The sequence below is a fragment of the Mucilaginibacter endophyticus genome (genome assembly GCF_003351025.1).
GTDB lineage: Bacteria > Bacteroidota > Bacteroidia > Sphingobacteriales > Sphingobacteriaceae > Mucilaginibacter > Mucilaginibacter endophyticus.
In genome coordinates, this window is the sequence record NZ_QPCG01000003.1 from 186,771 (window position 1) to 205,155 (window position 18,385).

The window sequence follows — 18,385 nt, forward strand, 5'->3', positions numbered from 1 at the left end:
AAACAGATCCTGCTTGAAAAGCGTGCATATTCACACATAAACCTGCACTTAAATTCAACTTATAAAAATAATATGCAAACTAAAGCCCGGCGATGTATTAATCAGGGATTTTGATGTATAAATTACATATTGTTCCGCCATCTGTACAACTAAACAGCGTATTAATTTATATCATTAAAAATCAGAATATCAGATATCAGCTTTTTCGATTTTAAGCTTTTTCATTCGCGAGTGTAAAGTGGTTGAAGGCAAGCCCAGGATTTCGGCAGCTCCACCCGGGCCTTTAACCCTGCCGGCGGTATGCTTAAGTACATGAATAATGTGTTGGCGCTCGCATTCATCAAGCAATGTTACCTCAGTTGCGGGTACTTTATCAACAGGCGGCGATACGGTAATTGCTTTGGGTAAAAACACTTCTTTTAAGGTATTTCCTGATGCCATGAGTACACTGCGTTCAATCAGGTGTTCCAGTTCGCGTACATTGCCCGGCCATGAATAGGCCGTCATTTGTTTTAAAACACTATCAGCAATTTTATCTATCCGTTTACCAAATTTTTGTGCAAACTTATTGATGTAATGCGTAATAAGCAGCGGAATATCCTCCGCACGTTCCCTCAAAGGCGGCAGGTTTATCGGGAAAACATTAAGGCGGTAAAACAAATCGATACGGAAGCCACCGCTATCAACCTCGGTAAGTAAATTGCGGTTTGTGGCCGTTATAATGCGTACATCCGTTTTAATGGTTTGATGCCCGCCAACCCGTTCTATCTCCTTTTCCTGTATCACCCTTAACAGTTTAACCTGCAGGTCGGGAGGCAGTTCTCCTATCTCATCTAAAAAAATAGTGCCATTATGAGCCAGTTCAAATTTACCTATCCTACGCTCGTTGGCACCGGTAAAGCTTCCCTTTTCATGACCAAACAGTTCACTTTCAATTAAACTTGCAGGCAGGGCGGCACAGTTTACCTTTACCAGCATTTTATCCTTACGTGGCGATGCGTTATGAATAGCCCTTGCAATTAACTCTTTCCCTGTACCCGATTCGCCCAATATCATTACGGTACTATCCGTTACGGCTACGCGCGATATCAGGTTAAAAACATCCTTTAACCCACCATTCTGGCCAATAATTTCACCATGATTGTAGGCAGTATCTATCTGCTGCTGCAGGTAAAGCTTTTCTTCTTCAAGCTGGGCTTTAAATTGATCTATTTGCTTTAGCTGACTTTCAATTTTTTCATAGGCCCGTATATTGGCAACGGCTATTGATATCTGAGAGCAAAACGCCGTGAGCAAATTAAGCTGTGATGGTGTAAAGGTATTTTTCTGCCCCATCCATATAAACACGCCGCCAATGCATCTGTCATTTTCACGCAAAGGCACAGTCACTAATTCGCGCGAGCCGTTTTCATAAAAAAAGTTAATATAAGGAGGTACAAAATCGCGGAGTAGCAACGCTTCAAGATCATAAACAAGCGGCACTTCCGAATTTAACAGGATATCATAAATGCCGTCTTCCAGCATATACTTTTCGGCAGCCCTTTCTTGATAATCCTGGTGGTTTCTGGATTCTTCTGTTAAGTTATACAGGTAAGCGCTATGCGTATTGCCATCTTCGTTCAGCAACGATATCACCATCTCCCTATAAGGAAAAAGAGCGCCCATTTTTTCATGCACAACATCTAAAAACTCATTCTTATTGCGGCAGGCCACAAAATCATGGCTTACCGATAACAGGAAAGTTTTTTCCTTCTCGCTTTCCAGAATCTGCTCATTAGCAATGATATTAGCTGTAGCTATTGAAAGCTGGTTACTGATACCTTTTAAAATATCAAAATATTGATCCGGAAAACTATATGCAACATCCGAAAAAAGTGATAAAACCCCGGTAAGGTGGGCGTTGATATTAAAAGCTACCATGAGTACTTCCTTTATCCCCAACTGCAGGTTTTTCTTGAATATGGCAGGTAAGCGACCTGTTTTCTCTTCGGCCTCAAGATTAAAAACCAGGGGTACATCCGCGGCGGTTACCTGATTAATGATATTATCAGCACGGATATCAAAATCATCGAATAGTCCCGCATAACCGGTATCATATGATGCTTTGGAATCAGGGTCGATCAAAAACGGACTTGTTTCGCCCGTTACTGTATTAACAATACCAATACCGCAATGCGTGCAGGTAAACAAGATTTTTAAACGCGAATTAATAACATTTAACAGATCGGTGCGCCCCCTTACCTTCGCCATATCGCCGCTTACAGACAACAAAAAAGCAATATTATTTTCCTGCTTTTTCATAATACCTTTTAACAACTCGCTTTCGGCTAACATAGGATACTTACGGGGCTTGGTAGGGTTGAAAATACCATTATAAAGATACGATATTTCGCTCCCCAATCAGGAATATCATGATATTTCGTTACAAACGCCACATTAGTACAATAACAAAGAACTGATTATCAAATAAATACAAATAACGGCACGAATTTAGAGTTGCATTACATGCCTTACAAGCTTTAAACTAAGCCACCATGAAACAGTTAAACGATTTTGCGCCGCGCCATTTTGAGAAAACATCCAGTTGTCTCCCTTTTAAAATCCATACCATTGAATGGATTAAAGAGAATGGCATCGATCTTCCAAATGATTATTTCATGTTGATATGGGTAGTAGCCGGTACCGGTTACTACAGGCTTAACTTACAAAAAGAAACAGTGCACACCAACCAGCTGCTGCTGATAAAACCCGGTCAGGTGCATGACCTTAAATTCGGCGATGGCTTGCAGGGTTATGTTATATCTTTCACCGATTCGTTTCTGGACATGGAGGATTATAGCCGCGAACCCGTTTACAGTCCTATCTACCAAATGTTTAACCAGTCCAATAACATTGCTATAGACAATGAGCTGGCCGATGACATGCGTGATATCACCGAAATAATGATGAAAGAGTACAGCAGGCATAATCTTTACCGTTCTGAAATATTAAAACGTTATTTCAAGATCTTCCTGATCTACCTTTCCCGTCAGTTGGAATCGATAGCGCAGGCACCAAAGCAATCACGAAATACCGCTATTCTGCAAAATTTCATGGCACTGCTTGATAAAAACTTCAGAGAATATAAAATGGTTGCCGATTATGCTGAAAAACTATCGGTAACCCCTAATTACCTTAACGAAGTAGTAAAAAAATTAACAGGCCAGCCGGCGGGTTATCATATCAGGCAACGTATAGCTGTCGAGGCCAAACGTCAGGCCATACATCCGGATAACTGTATGAAAAAAATAGCTTACGACCTTGGTTTTTGCGACATGGCGCACTTTAGCAAATTTTTCAAAAACGCCACCGGGGTCAGCTTTTCTGATTTCAAAAAAAGAGGAACAGTGTTGCAACCCGTTTTTTAGCAATAAAATTATTTAATCAACCTGATAAACAATTAACATCATGTCGGATTCAATACAACTAATCCCAGGTAACTCGTTAATTACTGCAACACCACAGGAAGGACGCGAGCTTGCCATTAAAATGGCCCGGCTTATTATCAAAATAACCCAGCCAGATGATGAAATTCGTGGAAGGCTCCGTGGTGTATACGCCGAAGATGCCGCCATGCTTATAGCTGTAGGCCAAACCGTGGCAACCGAATTTGCTACGATAGCGGCAGCTAACAATTATTGGAGATAAAAGTACAATATCTTTCTGCTGCAAATTGAGAATATCTATTTTTAAGCCTGGTAACAAATTGTGCATACACAGGTAATTATTATCGGCGCCGGACCAACCGGCTTAATGGCTGCCTGCCAACTGGCGCGCTTCAATATTGATTTTATTATTATTGATATCAAACCCGCGCCTACGCACGAGTCGCGGGCTATGCTGGTTACGGCCCGCAGCATGGAAATTTACCAGCAAATGGGAATTGTTGATAGGGTTTTGGAGCAGGGAAATGTGATCAGCAAATTTGCCATTTACATGAAAGGCAGGGAAAAAGCAGCCCTCCAAACCTCCGAAGCAGGTTACGGACTTACCGATTTCCCAAACGTACAGGCCTTTGAACAGTTTAAGAACGAAGAGCTGCTTTATGAGCAGCTTAAAGCAACAGGCCACGATGTTTTATGGCGGACCAGCCTGGTAAGTTTTGAACAAAACGAAGATCTGGTTTTCGCTAATATTTACGATAAAAGCGATCCTTTCAGGAAAATAGTGGTCAAAGCCTCATACCTTTTGGCTTGCGACGGTGCTTCCAGCATAGTAAGACAGCACCTTGGACTGGATTTTATAGGCGGCACGTATCAAAACAAATTTTTTGTTGCCGATGTACAGCTCAACTGGCAGCAACCATTAAACAAGCTCATCGCATCCCTGTCGCGCTCCAATTTCTGTGCTTTTTTCCCGATGTACGGCGATAACAATTACCGCATATTGGGCACCTTGCCCGACAGCTTTGCGGGTGTTGATGATGTTAGCTTTGATGATTTAAAAAACGTGATTGCCGAGAATATCAAACTATCGCTTAATATCAACAAGTTAAACTGGTTTTCGGTATACAAGCTACACCATCGTTGTGTAGACAAATTCAGGGTAAACCGTTGCTTTTTATTGGGTGATGCTGCGCACATTCATAGTCCGGCAGGTGGCCAGGGTATGAACACAGGCTTACAAGACGCCCATAATCTGGCCTGGAAACTGGCCCTGGTAATACAAGGAGCTGCCGGCGAAAAGTTAACCGATACCTACCATACCGAGCGGTATCCTTTTGCCCAATGGCTCCTGAAGTTTACGGATAACATCTTTGCGTTTATGACAGGGCGTAATTGGCTTATATACATGGTGCGTACCTACCTTATGCCCCTCGTTTTACGAATGGTGTTATCAAAAAAATGGATAACAAGGCGCATGTTCAGGGTACTTTCGCAAATTTGGTATTCGTACAAAAACAGCCCGCTGTCACGGCAATTTATCAAGCAAAATCTGAAGTTTAGCGCCGGCGACAGATGTCCCTATGTTATAACGGAGATTGATGGCAAACCGCAAAGTATTTATCATTTACTCACCGAAGCAAAGTTTCACCTGTTGTGTATTGGCACAAAACTGGATAACAGCCAGATACCAGATCACTTATTACCCTATATCAAAATAGTTAATTTGCCCATTAATGAAGACTGGCAAAAGCTTGGCGTAAAAACAGGTTTGTATCTTTTAGTAAGACCTGATAATTACATAGCTCTGCTTAGTGATGAAATTAGCCCGGCCTTAATAAGCGGTTATTTTGATACCTTCAAAGGCGGCTGATAGCCCCAAAAGACTAACCGGCGTTAGGCTTCATCATATATAAAATCAATACTCCAGCGATAAGTGGCTATACTGGCCAGCAATAAACTGCCAGCGCTATCAGCCCAAACCGAATAAGTAAAAGGTGCCTTAATTCCCGAAAATATGGCCATACAAAGGGCAAAGGTAAGCGTAAGGGCAAAACTCGCGTAAGCTGCAGTACGGATCTTAAAACCTACAATAAACATAATGGCAATAGAAACTTCGGCGACGGTTGCTAAAAATCCCATGACGCCAGCCATCGACCGGCTCAGATATGGCATCAGCGTATTGGTATAAACCACAAAATTATCCCAACTACCCCAGTTTACCTGATTTTGTCCCGCCGGGCCTAAAAAACCTAAACGGTCGGCCACAGGTAGTAAGAAACCTATAGCCAAAGCAAAGCGGAGATAAAGTTGTGCTATTTGCAGGGTATTTTTCATCGATGAATATTTATGCAACTAAAATACAGGTTTAAAACCCCGCTTAAAAACGCAAAATCCATGTTTACACAAATAAGATAAAAGTGTCATCTTTTTGTTGAGAGCGGGAATTTTGAACATTTATCCAGATTTTCTACAGAATATGAGGGTAGTATCGCACCATTCACATGCCTGCGATAAGTATAGTTAAAAGGGCCGCTGCCTACGTTACCTCATTGATGGAAGAAAACCTTCCGGCAAATATGTATTTCCATAATTTGGGACATACGCAAAGAGTTGTGGATGCAGCAATTGAAATTGCCGGGCACAGCAAACTAAAAAAACCGGAGCTACCTATCCTTACTATAGCCGCCTGGTTTCACGATACCGGCTATCTTTACCATTACAAGGGCCACGAAGATACCAGCATGATCATTGCGGGTACATTTTTAATGCAGCACCATTACAATAACGATTTTATACAACAGGTATGGGATTGTATTGAGGCTACAAAAATTCCGCAGGCACCTAAAAATCTGATGCAGCAAATTATTTGCGATGCAGATATGCGGCACTTTGCTTCACCCGATTATTTAAAATGTGCCCAAAATCTAAAACAGGAATGGGAAATGCATTTAGATAAGCATTTCAGTGATGAAGAATGGCGCAGTTTAAACCTTAGGGTTTTGCAACACCATCAATACTTTACTGATTATGGTAAAACAGTATTGCAATTCGAAAAAGATAGCAATATTGATTTTTTGAAGAAGCAGGTTTAATGCCTTTTTACGGTTTCTTTTCGTACACGGCTTAAGGTTTCCGGAGTAATCCCCAGATACGATGCTATCATTGCTTGTGGTATCCGTACCGACAGATCGGGGTATTTCTGCACAAAGTCGAGATATTTTTGTTCGGCAGTAAAGGATATAGCTGCATGAATACGGTTTTGACTGGTGATAAAGCTTTTATTAATAATAGCATTTACCATATCGTTTAAAGCCGGGATCTCCTGGCAAAGCCTGTCGAAGTTTGTTTTGGTGATCAATATCAGTTCTGTATCTTCAATGGCATCAATGTTATTTTTTGACGGCTCGCCGGTAAGCAGACTGGCCCGGTCGCCCGTCCACCAGTTTTCCTTAGCAAAGCTTACTATGTTTTCGCGGCCGCTTTCATCAACACTGTAAAAGCGCACCAGGCCTTTAGTTATAAAAGCGTTATACTTCCACACATCACCTTCCTGTAGCAGGTATTGCCTTTTACGAAGTTTTTTATAAATGCAAACGGCCTCGATTTTGGCATATTCAGCTTCGGCGAGGGTTGTTTTCTGGCTGATGTATTCTTTAAATAGCTCAAACATATAAAAGCAAATATCCCCTTTATCCGGGGATATTTGCTTTAGTCCAGGTCATATTTTTATCAGCAGCTTATGCTGTGTATTTGCTTAACCATTTCGTCTTGATAGCGGCACGGGCATCAATAAATTCCTGGTCGGTACCCTGGGCAACGGCGTCAAGCGGGTAACGCAACGGGCGACTGCCTTTTTCCATTTCAACCAGGTGCAATATGCCATCGGCAATGGTTTGCGGATCCATATTAAATTCGGCCATTTTGCTGAAAAGTGCGGTACCCATAGCGTTGAACTGCTGCACAGAACCCTCACCATATTCGGCAATAACTTCCGGTTTATCGGCATGGATGCCCGCTTTACTCCCATTATTCATTTCGGTTGGATAAACCCCCGGCTGGATGCTTACGTTTTCGATATTATAAGCGGCAAGCTCATCCTGTAAACCTTCGGTAATACTTTCTACCCCAAATTTTGAAGCAAGGTAAGGGATCATAAACGGCAGGGTGTGGCCGCTTGCACCTGATGTAATGTTGATGATCAACCCGTTCTTAGCGGCGCGCATGCCCGGTAATACTGCAAAGATGGTGCGCAGGGTTCCGTAAAAGTTCACTTCAAACATCTGTTTGATCTGATCTATAGAATAGCCTTCCAACAAGCCGAAGCCAGAAACCGCGGCATTATTTACCAACACATCAATATGGCCATATTTGGTTAAGGTGTATTCAAAAGCTGTTTTAACTGAAGCGTCATCGGTGATATCTACTTCAACTACTTCAACGTTTGGCAGAGCCGATAATTCTTTGGCTACAGCTTCGTTTTTGCCATTTATTCCGCGCATACCTGCTATTACGGTATGGCCTGCATTTGCAAGGGTTATTGTGGTTAACTTACCAAATCCTGTACTTGTTCCGGTTATAAAAATTGTTTTTGACATTTTGTATCGTTCTTTTGTTAATACAAATTTACCGCAGCGCTATAACCTGCACATTGATGTTTGATAAGAACGAAATTGATATTTGTCAAGAAAATGGGGATGGAGTTTAGCTTGATGTCATTTCGAAACGAGGAACGAGTGAGAAATCTTATACTTCCTGCTTACAGACTATTGCAAGCATGGCGTATAAGATTTCTCTTTCGCCCCGACGCTCATCCCCTCCCCGGCTCTATCGAAATGACAACAGCCGTATTTTCTAATACTCCTTCCTACTTAGTTCCCGACGGTACGGCCAGCGGTTGCCCATCTTTTAGCGGCACACCAAAATTGGGTGAGCCATCTTTATTCCAGGTAAATTTCTGGGCACGTGGTGAGCGTTTATTACCACAGCCTTCATTAGGATTTGAATTGGCATGATACAAGATCCAATCCTCCCTTCCATCCGGCGACTTAAAGAATGAGTTATGGCCTGGTGCGTAAACGCTGTTTTCAGGTGATTGCTTAAATACCGGTTCCTCTGTTTTTATCCATGACGCGGGATTTAACAGATCACTATTTTTAGAAGCCGTAAGCATACCTAAAGCATAAAAATCAGTCCAGCAGCCGCTGGCCGAGTAGATCAGGAATAGTCTGTTGCCATGCTTTAATATCTCCGGTCCTTCATTCACGCTTACATGTGCTGGATTGCCTGCATCATTCAGATCACCATTGGTTTCCCATTGATAAGCAGGGCTTGATATTTTTACGCGCTCGCTGCCAATGGTCAGTGCATCCTTCATTTTAGCGATATAGATATTCTGCTGACCGTTATGGTCACCTTCCCAACCCGACCAGATCATGTACCAGCTGCCGTTGTTTTCAAACACAGATGCATCAATAGCCCATTTATCAGTACTGTCGGCTATTTTCCCTTTAAACTCCCATGTACCTTCAGTTGGATCGGCAGACTTGTTTTCCAGTACGTAAATGCGGTGGTTGTTGTTATCGCCATTATCGGCGGCAAAATAAACATACCATTTGCCTTTAATAAAATGTAGCTCGGGTGCCCAAAGCTCCTTTGAATGGTCTGTTCCTGCGGGTGGCGACCAAACAGCCTTTTTAGGTGCAGTACTTAGTTTGGTAACATCCTTGGTTTTCCAGATAACGATATTGCCACCGGTTGAGTTAGTATAGTAGTAAAATCCATCTTTATAAATTACCCATGGGTCGGCACCTGATGGCAATAGCGGATTGGTAAAAGTTTTATCGGCAGTGTTTTGTGCAACAGCAGCACCGCAAAACATAAGTAGCAGCAAACAGGTATGGAAAATCTTTTTCATGAGGCTGAAAGGTTTTAGCTTGGTTTATAACGCGCTAAAAGTCTGCAAAAGATTTTACAAAAACAACAAATGTTAATAATACATTTATTATACAATCAGCCAGATCAGTACCTATGCTTTTACCGGTTGGGATGAGCTACGGATAAAGACCTGGGTAGGCAACACCGTGGTTTCAAACTCGGTAACAGGCCGTTTGCTTTCGATGATGTTGATAAGCATCTCTGTCGCCTTTTTCCCCATTTCAAAGCCGGGCTGATAAACAGCACTTAACGGAGGATTCAACACTTCGGCCAATTGGGTGTTGGTGAAGCCAAGCAAAGCGATATCGGCAGGAATACGGTAGCCTAATTTATGCAGGAGCGACAAAGTGGTAGTAGTGATCCTGTCAGAGGCGGTAAATATAGCGTCGGGCTTACTATCAGAAAACAGCTCGCTTAGCGCATTTTCTATCTCGGCAAGGTCTTTACCGCCATGCGGGCAGTATTTGATCAGCTTTTCATCAGGCGTTATACCATGTTGTTCAAGCGCCTGCCGGTAGCCCCTTAGACGCTCTGCGGTAATGGATACATTTACAGAACTGGTGATATGGGCTATTTTGCGATAACCTGCATTAATTAACTGCGTTGTGGCATCATAAGCACCTGCAAAATTATCGGCAACTACCTTGTGCGTGTCAATTTCATCACTCACCCTATCGAAGAAAACTATGGGTAAGCCTTTTTCATGAAGTTCTTTAAGGTGATCGATATTATTGGTTTCGGTTGAAAGCGAGATCAGCAAACCATCGATGGAGCGAAAAGTTAAGTGGCGCACGTTTTGCAATTCCAGGTCGTATGATTCATGGGTTTGCGTAATGAACACATTGTACCCCTTGCTGTGCGCAACCGATTCGATACCATTAATTACCTGCGAAAAAAACTGGTTATCAATTGTTGAAACTACAATGCCGAGGGATTTGCTGTTGCCCCGCTTCAGGCTTTGCGCGTTAAGGTTGGGCTGATAGTTAAGTCTTTTGGCACACTCTAATACAAGTGCTTTTGTTTTTTCGCCAATTTCATGACTGTCTTTAAGTGCCTTGGAAACCGCCGAAGGCGAGATCCCCAGTTCTTTAGCAATATCCTTTATAGTAACTCCGCCAAAATTCATTTCGTCCCCTTGCTTATGATCTTAAAATTAACAATCCAATTTATATACCGGATAGTAAACATAAGAAAAATAAGTACTACAGGGCATAAGTACGTATTATTACATTGATAGACACGCAATTAAATTCAATATGCGTCCCGACTTTTACTAAGTGGGAAAAGTATAAAATGTCATTTCGATAGAGCATGGATGGGCTGGGCGCCGGGGCGAAAGAGAAATCTTATACACTACGCAAAGCCGTCATATATAGTTTAGATGCAAGGTGTATAAGATTTCTCCTCACTCCTTCTCATATCCCTGCCCTGGTTCGTTCGAAATGACAATTCGTTTTTTTTGAACAAGGGCTACTCATAAATTTTCACTATTTCACAACCACTATCGCCATACCATCATGCTCTTTGGTACCTACCGTTTGGATAATGGTGGCCGTCACTTGCTTATTATCGGCAAGGACTTTATTAAAACGTTGCACTCCCTTAACCCGCTCATCATCGCAATTATCGTCAAGTACTTTTCCTTCGCGGATCACATTATCAGCAACAATGAGCGTACCTGGTCTTGAAAATTTAAGCGCCCATTCAAAATACTCGGTGTAGGGTGGTTTATCTGCATCAATAAAGATCATATCAAACGGACCTGAATCTTCGGCGTCAAGCAGGGCGAGGCTGTCCATTGCCTTGCCTACTTTAATATCAACAACCGGATCTAAACCTGCTTTGATGATATTCTGACGGGCAACATCGGCATAAGCCTGCTCCAGTTCAAGGGTGATAAGTTGACCATCAGCAGGCAACGCACGTGCAAGCCAGATGGTACTGTAACCGCCAAGTGTACCTATCTCCAAAATCTTTTTAGCATTACATAACTTAGCCAGAACCTGTAAAAACTTGCCCTGATTAGCCGATACATTGATACCCGGGATACCGGCATCTTTCATTGATTTTAGCGTACCTTTCAGCACCTCGTCCTCATCGCCCAATAAGTTACCTATATACTGATCAACCGATTCAAAAAGTGAAGTATCCATAATGTTATTTTGTTTATGATAAAATTAAATACTATTTACCAAAAACCACTCTCCCGCCTGCTACCGTCATCATTACTTTAATATCGTAAATTTTATCAGAGTCGATGGTAGTAGGATCCTGATCAAGCACCATTAAATCTGCAAGCTGACCGGCTATCAACCTGCCTTTTTTACCTTCCTCAAACGTGGTATAGGCACCGCCATAGGTGTAAGCTTTAATGGCGTCCTCGGCATCAATACGTTGGTTTGCGCCAATAACAATACCGCCATCTTTTGTTTTACGGTTAACAGCACTGCCCAGCCTGATCATTGCCGGGTAAGGTGAGATGGGCGCATCGGAATGCAGCGCATAAACAATACCCATATCCATTGCTGTTTTAGTTGGATGCAGCATAGCCATCCGTTTTTCGCCATATACCTGCATTTTTTCGCCCAGTTCATACATATAGCAATGAAACACAGGCACAATTCCGTCAGCCTTGATCTTATCCAGGATCTCCTGGTTGGTAATGCTACAATGCTCAATGCGGTGACGGGCATCGCCACGAGGGACGGCCTTTTGGGCTTTTTCGATAGCCGAGATCACCATATCAATCTCGCGGTCGCCATTGGAGTGACAGGCAATTTGTAACCCTGCCTTGTGAATAGCCAGAAAAAGGCTGTCGAGCGATGCCTGGCTCCGCGCGGGCGGAATACCATAGTAATCTTTTTTCCCAGTAACCGGATTAATCATATCATAAGGTTCATACAACCAGCAGGTTTTGCCGCTTAAAGAGTTACCGTGTATTACCTTTACACCCTGAATACGCAAATGATCGGTATTGCTGCGTTGTATTTTACCGCTGATCAGATCAGCAGCATAGGGCGTACCCATAAGTACATTAAACCGCATCGGGAAACCTTCGGCAACCAGTTTACGGTAAATAACTACCTTTTCGGGCGTCGTCCAGGCATCGCCTATACTGGTTACACCACTGGCCAATACGTTGTTAAAGTATTTACGATAACCTTCCATCTCCTCATCGGTAGTAGGTTTAGACGGATATTTGATTTGCTTTGATTTATGCAGATAAGAAGCTGCTACTTCTTTACAGATGCCATCGGGGCGTTTACTGTTTGGGTAACGCTCAAAAGCGCCACCTGCAGGATCGGCGGTATTTTCGTCAATGCCGTTCATTTCCATTAGCATAGAGTTGGCTGCCGAAAGGTGCCCGCTCACATGCGAAATAATGATAGGATGATCTGCAGATGCTTTATCCAGGCTATCGCGGATAGGCTGCCCGCCCAGTTTGGTTTCATTATACCCTACGCCCCTGATCAGCATCCCTTTAGGGGTAATAGCAGCTTTACGTTTAAGCAAAGCGATCAAATTTTTCATGGACGTTACCGTGTCCAGTTCAAGCGTAGCATAGGGCTTATCAAAAGTATAAAGCGGCGCCGGGTGCTGATGCACATCGTTAAAACCGGGCAGTACGGTTTTACCTTTCAGGTCTATAACCTTTGTGCTTTTACCGATGTACTTGCTGATTTCCTGAACCGAACCTTCGGCAATGATCTTATCACCGGCTATGGCCATAGCCTGGGCACGATCTCCTTTTTGTTTCAGGGTAACTATATTACCGTTGGTTAAAACCAGGTCGGCTTTTTGCGCGAAAGCAGCTATGGAAAAGGCTAATAAAAACGAGGAAAGGCAAATATATTTCATGTTGATGTATAAACTATTTTAAACAAAAAGCAGCGGGATAGCTTCGATAGTAAACTGTTCGGGGTCAAGCACCATTACGCCGTTATTGAACATCGAGCGCGCCACACAAGGGCCATAAAGCCATTGTATTTGATCGGATAGCTTGTATTTACCAAAAGGGTTACGCTCTATATGATCGTCATTGCAGATACTAACCCCTTCAAAATGCATGTGCCCGCTAAAGCCGGTGCGGCAACCGTTTTCCTCAATAAAGTTCAGGTGCTCATGGTAGGCATCCGCTTCTTGCGGGAAACAGGCTTTCACCCCATGCAGATCCGGGTAAGCAAAATGCGAGAAGAAAACTTTATGCCCGTTAAAATCGCGTGCGGCAAAATCAGGAACTGTTTCCAACCAGGCCTTATCTTCCCTTGTCATAAGGGCGTTAAGCTGCACCTCTTCAAAAAGCAGCACACGACCATCGCTCCATTTCTTGCGCTCAAAAAAGTCAAGCTCATACCAGTTTGCAGGGAAACCCAGACCGCCATCATATTTGGGCAGCTTTTTTACCTGGTATAAATCATTATTGCCGATAACTACCGTACTGCAATTGGCACGGATCATGGCTATACACTCATGAGCACTGCGGGTATCCAGATAGTAGTACGTATTTACCTTGTACCCTACAATATCGCCAAGGCAAACCACCTCGGTACAACCGGCTTTTTCCAATGCATCAAAAGCCTTGCGTAAGGCTACAATATCTTCATGGATATCGCCTAAAATCCCTATTTTCATTTTTGAGCTGAAAGCGGAAGGCTGAAAGCTAAAAGCTATTCCCTTCCTGTTTATAATTTACACGCCGGTGTTCAGCGCGTTTAGTTCTGGTTGTTCGGCGGCTAAGGGCTGTATAGCAAGGCTGTAATCGGCACGGTATTTTATAATACCATCTACAAAAGCATGCGATACTGATGCAAAAGACTTTTCACTGCTGAATGCTACCAGATCGGCCTTTTTACCAATTTCAATGCTGCCGGTTTCTGAGTCAAAGTTTAAGAGGCGTGCCGGGTTTAATGACACCATATTAACCGCCTTACTCGGACTGATGCCGTTACCAATCATTTTCACCACACTGCCTAACATGGTCGGGAAATGATAATCGCTGCAAAGGATATCGCAAAGGTCTTCGGCGATGGCATCGATACTTGAAAGATTACCGCAATGCGAGCCGCCCCGGTAGTAATTTGGTGCGCCCAGGCAAATCCACAAGCCCAGTTCTTTAGCTTTACGGGCCGCGATTAAGGTAGTAGGCATTTCTGATAAGGTGGCACCATAGTATTTGCCTTCCTCAACGTGCTCGATAGTAGTATCATCATGACTACCAAGAATGTATTTATCCTTAAACGTTTCATAGATCTGCGCCCGGTTATTGATCCTGCTTGTTTTATCTATCTGTTTTTGCAAACGTGCCATAGCCTCTTCCGGCGTTATGCCGAATGCTTTGGTGCGCAGCTCAATCTGCTGTTGTATGGTATATTGCCTTTGGCCCGGAATATGATCGTTATAAACCACCATGTACAAACTTTCCAGTTGACGCATAGGCTCCAGGTAATTCAACAACCCTTCAGAGTTTGGGTCGATACGGGCATGCAGAAAGTGACGTACCAGCAACGAATGGCGTGTTGCGTCAATCTGCCGCGAAAGTTCCATAGCCTCGCTCAGGCTCCGGTTTTTCTCTTCGTTATCAGAAAAGCTCACCGCGCTAAACACGGTAGTAATACCACAGGCCGCCGCGCGGGCATCCATAAAATGAAGCGCGAACGGTAAAGGAAATCCTGCACCCGAACGCGGGTAAAGCTCCTTCTCCAAATAATCGGTATGGATATCTATGCAGCCGGGAATAAGCCACTGACCTTTAAGATCAATACCTTCGGTAAAATATTTATCCTTTATTATTTCGGATATAATACCGTTTTCAATGATAACCGAACCGATGAAATCTTCAGTTGGTGTAACGATGCGCGCATTGGTGAGCAGGTGCGTGTTCATTTTATTATCAGATATATTTTATCACTGGTAAAATTATACTCCAATTATTAGCGTGATATTAGGATGGGGTGAGTAGTTGATTGGAGCCAACCATGTCATTGCGAGGCACGAAGCAATCGCATGCTATACAGAGCGGCTTTGCTTCCGTGCGATTGCTTCGTGCCTCGCAATGACATGGCTTCCTGCCGCCGCTCGGCTCCAGCCGAGTGGCAGTTATTCCCAGGCCTCTGGCCTGTGTACGCCATACTTATTTACGGCGGCCAGAGGCCGCTTGATATTTGCCACTCGGCTGGAGCCGAGCGGCGGCGGTTAGGGTCGAGCGGTGGTGATATCCATTCTTTNCTTCCTGCCGCCGCTCGGCTCCAGCCGAGTGGCAGTTATTCCCAGGCCTCTGGCCTGTGTACGCCATACTTATTTACGGCGGCCAGAGGCCGCTTGATATTTGCCACTCGGCTGGAGCCGAGCGGCGGCGGTTAGGGTCGAGCGGTGGTGATATCCATTCTTTATTCTGAAAATTCTGATTCACCAAACCTACCCCAGCTTCCCTTCACCCAAAATCCTCTTCCTTAAATAATCGGATAGTTTTTCAACCAAAATAACCAGTATAATAATGATGGTGATAAGCGCGGTAACGTCTTTATAGTGCAGCACGCTTTTGGCCATCTGCAATTGGAAGCCAATACCGCCGCCACCAAAAATACCCAGACCAATCGCGGCACGCATGTTTACATCAAAGGCATACAGCAAATTGGCTATAAATGATGGCATGATTTGAGGTATAATGGAATACCGGATCATCTGCAAACGACTTGCCCCAACCGAAAAGATAGCCTCTCCCGGACCGCTCTCTACATTCTCAATAATTTCGGTAAAGAGCTTGGCAAACGATCCTATGGTAACAATAACCAGCGTAAGCACACCAGAAAACGAACCCGGGCCAACGGCTATTACAAATACCAATACCACAACCAACGCCGGTATCACCCGCAGCATGGATACAAATACCTGTGTTATGATCCGCACAGCTTTGTAAGGCATAGTGTTAGTTGCAGCCAGAAAAGCAAGTACAAAGGCTATGAGGCCGCCATACAAAGTACCCAAAAACGCCATGGACAAGGTTTGCAATATAGATATACCTGTAGATGTATTTTCATACAGGATCTGGTAATTGGGCATAAACATTTCGCCAAGCAAATCGCGCACGTAATGAAACTCGGTAAAGATCATTATAGGGTTAAAGTTCAGATAAATGCAGGCTATCAAAATTACAATGGCCGATACCATAAAAATGGTTGCCTTTTGCTTATACCTTTTTGAAGGCATGATAATATCAACCGTACTCATTGCAATGCCCCCTCTACTTTAAACTTTTTCCTTAACATGTATGATAAGCGCTCGGTACCGAAGATCATGACCATAACCACAATCATGGCAGTAAACGCGCGGTGGTACTGTAGCATACTAAACGAATAATCAAGTTCATAACCAATGCCACCAGCTCCAATCGCCCCTAATATTACCGATAGGCGGATATTGATCTCAAACCTGAACAGCGCGTAAGAAACAAGATTGGGTATAATCTGCGGCATTACGCCAAACCAGATGATCTGTAGTTTGTTGGCCCCTAATGACTCCATCGACTCGATCATCACCGGGTCTATCTCCTCAATAATATCGGCCAACAGTTTGCCTAACATCCCTATGCAGCCCAAGGTTAGCGATACGATACCCGGCATCGAACCTAATCCAAAGGCTGCGATCAGCAACAGCAGGATCACTATTTCGGGCACCGACCGCTCCAACCCTATCAGGAAACGGGCCGTATTACGCACCCAGCTATGGGAGATATTGGAAGCTGCCAACACAGCAAATACCACCGAAAGTATAGTGCCGAATATGGTACCTAATGCAGCGATGGTAATGGACTGAAACGCAGGCTCCAGCATATCTTTAAACGCGGCCCAATCTGGCGGAAACATAAACTGCAGAAAAGATAATCCTTTAACAATGCCTGTTTCCAGTTTATCAAAAGTAGCCCCGCAAACTATCGCGGCGCCTTCGGTAACCGCTATGAGTAAAATGAGCGGGAGCACAAATTTGCGGTACCGCTTAAAACTGTATGTAGCCTGACCTGTCATATCCTTACAATTTCGGGTGTAGGTATGGCGTGCTCATACTGCTCCATTTGCGCCAGTTCTTCGCCATAAATATCTTCAAGTGTTTTGTTGGAGAGTTTTGGATCGCCATCATAAACAACCTGTCCGTCCTTTATCGCTATAACGCGGGTGCAGTATTTGGCAGTCATTTCGGGTTGATGAAACACGCCTACAACCGGGATATTTTCTGATAACGGGCGGATCAGCTTCATGATCACCTTGGCATTGCTTGGGTCGAGGTTGGAGATGGGCTCATCGGCCAGTAACAAGGTAGGCGACTGAAAAATAGCCCTCGCAATCGCTACACGCTGCATTTCGCCACCGCTTAAACTGCCCGTACGGTTCTGTGCCAGGTGAGCCATTTTTACTTTTTCCAGGGCCAGCAATGCTTCTTCGGCTTCCTTGTCAGTAAAACCATAAACCAGGCTCCGGATGGTACTAATCTGCCCTAACCGGCCAATCATTACATTCTCCAGTACTGATAGACGCTTCACCAAATGATATCCCTGGAAAATAACGCCTATCCGTTCGCGCACATGACGCAGTTGCTTTTTGCTGCTCTGGCAGATGTCATGCTTTTCACCGTGCTCATCCTCTACCAATACCGAACCTTCATCGGGCTTCAGCAAACCATTCAGGCACCGAAGCGTAAGCGTTTTCCCCGCCCCACTTGGCCCCAAAATCCCTACAAACTCTCCTTTTTTAACGGTAAAATCGATACCGTTTAACAACTTACGCCCGTTGGGCAGTGTTTTGGTTAAACCTTTTACTTCAATCATCGCGCTTATGCTTTAGTATGCTTTCTTGTTCATGGTTGATAGTTCATAGATCATGGTTAATGGTTCATAGGTACATGAATAAGAGTCAAAATACACTATCAAACTCTTTGCTATAATCTATGAACTTACTTTTTGCCATGATCCATGAACTATCAACCATGAACTCTTTTTTACTATGATCCATGAACCATCAACTATGAACCCACTC

General features: G+C 43.7%; 17 protein-coding genes. 4 read left to right on the plus strand and 13 right to left on the minus strand.

The genetic code is table 11. The features are described from left to right. Positions 1-189: 189 nt before the first annotated feature. The gene (locus DUL71_RS14140) at positions 190-2,301 is read right to left on the minus strand and encodes a sigma 54-interacting transcriptional regulator (protein ID WP_161964438.1); all 2,112 of its coding nucleotides are present in this window, start codon (positions 2,299-2,301) and stop codon (positions 190-192) included. A 233-nt stretch (positions 2,302-2,534) separates the two neighbouring features. On the opposite strand from DUL71_RS14140, the gene DUL71_RS14145 reads away from it, so the two are divergent. From DUL71_RS14145 to DUL71_RS14155, 3 genes are read left to right on the plus strand one after another with little or no spacing between them, the layout of a single operon-like run. Continuing rightward, entirely contained in the window at positions 2,535-3,407 is an 873-nt protein-coding gene (locus DUL71_RS14145; protein WP_114938729.1) for an AraC family transcriptional regulator, read from the plus strand. A 40-nt stretch (positions 3,408-3,447) separates the two neighbouring features. Beyond that, the gene (locus DUL71_RS14150) at positions 3,448-3,687 is read left to right on the plus strand and encodes a hexameric tyrosine-coordinated heme protein (protein ID WP_208645557.1); all 240 of its coding nucleotides are present in this window, start codon (positions 3,448-3,450) and stop codon (positions 3,685-3,687) included. 60 nt (positions 3,688-3,747) lie between these two features. Further along, positions 3,748-5,295, plus strand: a complete 1,548-nt coding sequence (locus tag DUL71_RS14155) for an FAD-dependent monooxygenase (protein WP_114938730.1) — start codon at positions 3,748-3,750, stop codon at positions 5,293-5,295. A gap of 23 nt (positions 5,296-5,318) precedes the next feature. Here the strand turns inward: DUL71_RS14155 and DUL71_RS14160 are convergent, their stop codons facing one another. After that, complete coding sequence (locus tag DUL71_RS14160; protein WP_114938731.1) at positions 5,319-5,759, minus strand: DoxX family protein; 441 nt, start codon at positions 5,757-5,759, stop codon at positions 5,319-5,321. Between the two features lie 167 nt (positions 5,760-5,926). On the opposite strand from DUL71_RS14160, the gene DUL71_RS14165 reads away from it, so the two are divergent. Then, a complete protein-coding gene (locus DUL71_RS14165) occupies positions 5,927-6,517 on the plus strand; it encodes an HD domain-containing protein (protein ID WP_114938732.1) in 591 nt (196 codons plus the stop codon). Here the strand turns inward: DUL71_RS14165 and DUL71_RS14170 are convergent. The 11 genes from DUL71_RS14170 to DUL71_RS14225 all read right to left on the minus strand — a co-directional run bounded on the left by DUL71_RS14170 (position 6,514) and on the right by DUL71_RS14225 (position 18,177). Then, positions 6,514-7,095 carry a Crp/Fnr family transcriptional regulator gene (locus DUL71_RS14170; protein WP_114938733.1) on the minus strand — a complete coding sequence of 194 codons (582 nt, stop codon included), beginning with the start codon at positions 7,093-7,095 and terminating at the stop codon, positions 6,514-6,516. The genes DUL71_RS14165 and DUL71_RS14170 overlap by 4 nt on opposite strands. Before the next feature lie 67 nt (positions 7,096-7,162). Continuing rightward, the gene (locus DUL71_RS14175) at positions 7,163-8,020 is read right to left on the minus strand and encodes an SDR family oxidoreductase (RefSeq protein WP_114938734.1); all 858 of its coding nucleotides are present in this window, start codon (positions 8,018-8,020) and stop codon (positions 7,163-7,165) included. Positions 8,021-8,289: 269 nt separating this feature from the next. Then, the gene (locus DUL71_RS14180) at positions 8,290-9,339 is read right to left on the minus strand and encodes a glycoside hydrolase family 43 protein (RefSeq protein ID WP_114938735.1); all 1,050 of its coding nucleotides are present in this window, start codon (positions 9,337-9,339) and stop codon (positions 8,290-8,292) included. Between the two features lie 111 nt (positions 9,340-9,450). Continuing rightward, a complete protein-coding gene (locus DUL71_RS14185; RefSeq protein WP_114938736.1) occupies positions 9,451-10,485 on the minus strand; it encodes a LacI family DNA-binding transcriptional regulator in 1,035 nt (344 codons plus the stop codon). Positions 10,486-10,846: 361 nt separating this feature from the next. After that, positions 10,847-11,512 carry an O-methyltransferase gene (locus tag DUL71_RS14190; protein WP_114938737.1) on the minus strand — a complete coding sequence of 222 codons (666 nt, stop codon included), beginning with the start codon at positions 11,510-11,512 and terminating at the stop codon, positions 10,847-10,849. 31 nt (positions 11,513-11,543) lie between these two features. Then, positions 11,544-13,217 carry an amidohydrolase gene (locus DUL71_RS14195; protein ID WP_114938738.1) on the minus strand — a complete coding sequence of 558 codons (1,674 nt, stop codon included), beginning with the start codon at positions 13,215-13,217 and terminating at the stop codon, positions 11,544-11,546. Between the two features lie 18 nt (positions 13,218-13,235). Next, positions 13,236-13,991, minus strand: a complete 756-nt coding sequence (locus tag DUL71_RS14200; RefSeq protein WP_114938739.1) for a metallophosphoesterase — start codon at positions 13,989-13,991, stop codon at positions 13,236-13,238. A gap of 57 nt (positions 13,992-14,048) precedes the next feature. Then, entirely contained in the window at positions 14,049-15,242 is a 1,194-nt protein-coding gene (locus DUL71_RS14205) for an alpha-D-ribose 1-methylphosphonate 5-triphosphate diphosphatase (RefSeq protein ID WP_114938740.1), read from the minus strand. A 531-nt stretch (positions 15,243-15,773) separates the two neighbouring features. Then, complete coding sequence (gene phnE, locus DUL71_RS14215; protein WP_161964439.1) at positions 15,774-16,565, minus strand: phosphonate ABC transporter, permease protein PhnE; 792 nt, start codon at positions 16,563-16,565, stop codon at positions 15,774-15,776. A gap of 17 nt (positions 16,566-16,582) precedes the next feature. Continuing rightward, positions 16,583-17,335, minus strand: a complete 753-nt coding sequence (phnE, locus tag DUL71_RS14220; RefSeq protein WP_161964440.1) for a phosphonate ABC transporter, permease protein PhnE — start codon at positions 17,333-17,335, stop codon at positions 16,583-16,585. 41 nt (positions 17,336-17,376) lie between these two features. Next, on the minus strand, positions 17,377-18,177 hold the full coding sequence (locus tag DUL71_RS14225; protein ID WP_114938744.1) for a phosphonate ABC transporter ATP-binding protein: 801 nt from the start codon (positions 18,175-18,177) through the stop codon (positions 17,377-17,379). Positions 18,178-18,385 lie beyond the last annotated feature (208 nt).

Excerpts from the sequence above, each read along its gene's own strand:
- DUL71_RS14170 (WP_114938733.1), bottom strand. The coding sequence starts at position 7,095 with ATGTTTGAGCTATTTAAAGAATACATCAGCCAGAAAACAACCCTCGCC.
- DUL71_RS14200 (WP_114938739.1), bottom strand. The coding sequence starts at position 13,991 with ATGAAAATAGGGATTTTAGGCGATATCCATGAAGATATTGTAGCCTTA.
- DUL71_RS14140 (WP_161964438.1), bottom strand. The coding sequence starts at position 2,301 with ATGAAAAAGCAGGAAAATAATATTGCTTTTTTGTTGTCTGTAAGCGGC.
- DUL71_RS14145 (WP_114938729.1), top strand. The coding sequence starts at position 2,535 with ATGAAACAGTTAAACGATTTTGCGCCGCGCCATTTTGAGAAAACATCC.
- phnE (WP_161964439.1), bottom strand. The coding sequence starts at position 16,565 with ATGCCTTCAAAAAGGTATAAGCAAAAGGCAACCATTTTTATGGTATCG.
- DUL71_RS14190 (WP_114938737.1), bottom strand. The coding sequence starts at position 11,512 with ATGGATACTTCACTTTTTGAATCGGTTGATCAGTATATAGGTAACTTA.
- DUL71_RS14150 (WP_208645557.1), top strand. The coding sequence starts at position 3,448 with ATGTCGGATTCAATACAACTAATCCCAGGTAACTCGTTAATTACTGCA.
- DUL71_RS14160 (WP_114938731.1), bottom strand. The coding sequence starts at position 5,759 with ATGAAAAATACCCTGCAAATAGCACAACTTTATCTCCGCTTTGCTTTG.
- DUL71_RS14195 (WP_114938738.1), bottom strand. The coding sequence starts at position 13,217 with ATGAAATATATTTGCCTTTCCTCGTTTTTATTAGCCTTTTCCATAGCT.
- DUL71_RS14165 (WP_114938732.1), top strand. The coding sequence starts at position 5,927 with ATGCCTGCGATAAGTATAGTTAAAAGGGCCGCTGCCTACGTTACCTCA.
- DUL71_RS14225 (WP_114938744.1), bottom strand. The coding sequence starts at position 18,177 with ATGATTGAAGTAAAAGGTTTAACCAAAACACTGCCCAACGGGCGTAAG.
- DUL71_RS14185 (WP_114938736.1), bottom strand. The coding sequence starts at position 10,485 with ATGAATTTTGGCGGAGTTACTATAAAGGATATTGCTAAAGAACTGGGG.
- DUL71_RS14205 (WP_114938740.1), bottom strand. The coding sequence starts at position 15,242 with ATGAACACGCACCTGCTCACCAATGCGCGCATCGTTACACCAACTGAA.
- DUL71_RS14175 (WP_114938734.1), bottom strand. The coding sequence starts at position 8,020 with ATGTCAAAAACAATTTTTATAACCGGAACAAGTACAGGATTTGGTAAG.
- DUL71_RS14180 (WP_114938735.1), bottom strand. The coding sequence starts at position 9,339 with ATGAAAAAGATTTTCCATACCTGTTTGCTGCTACTTATGTTTTGCGGT.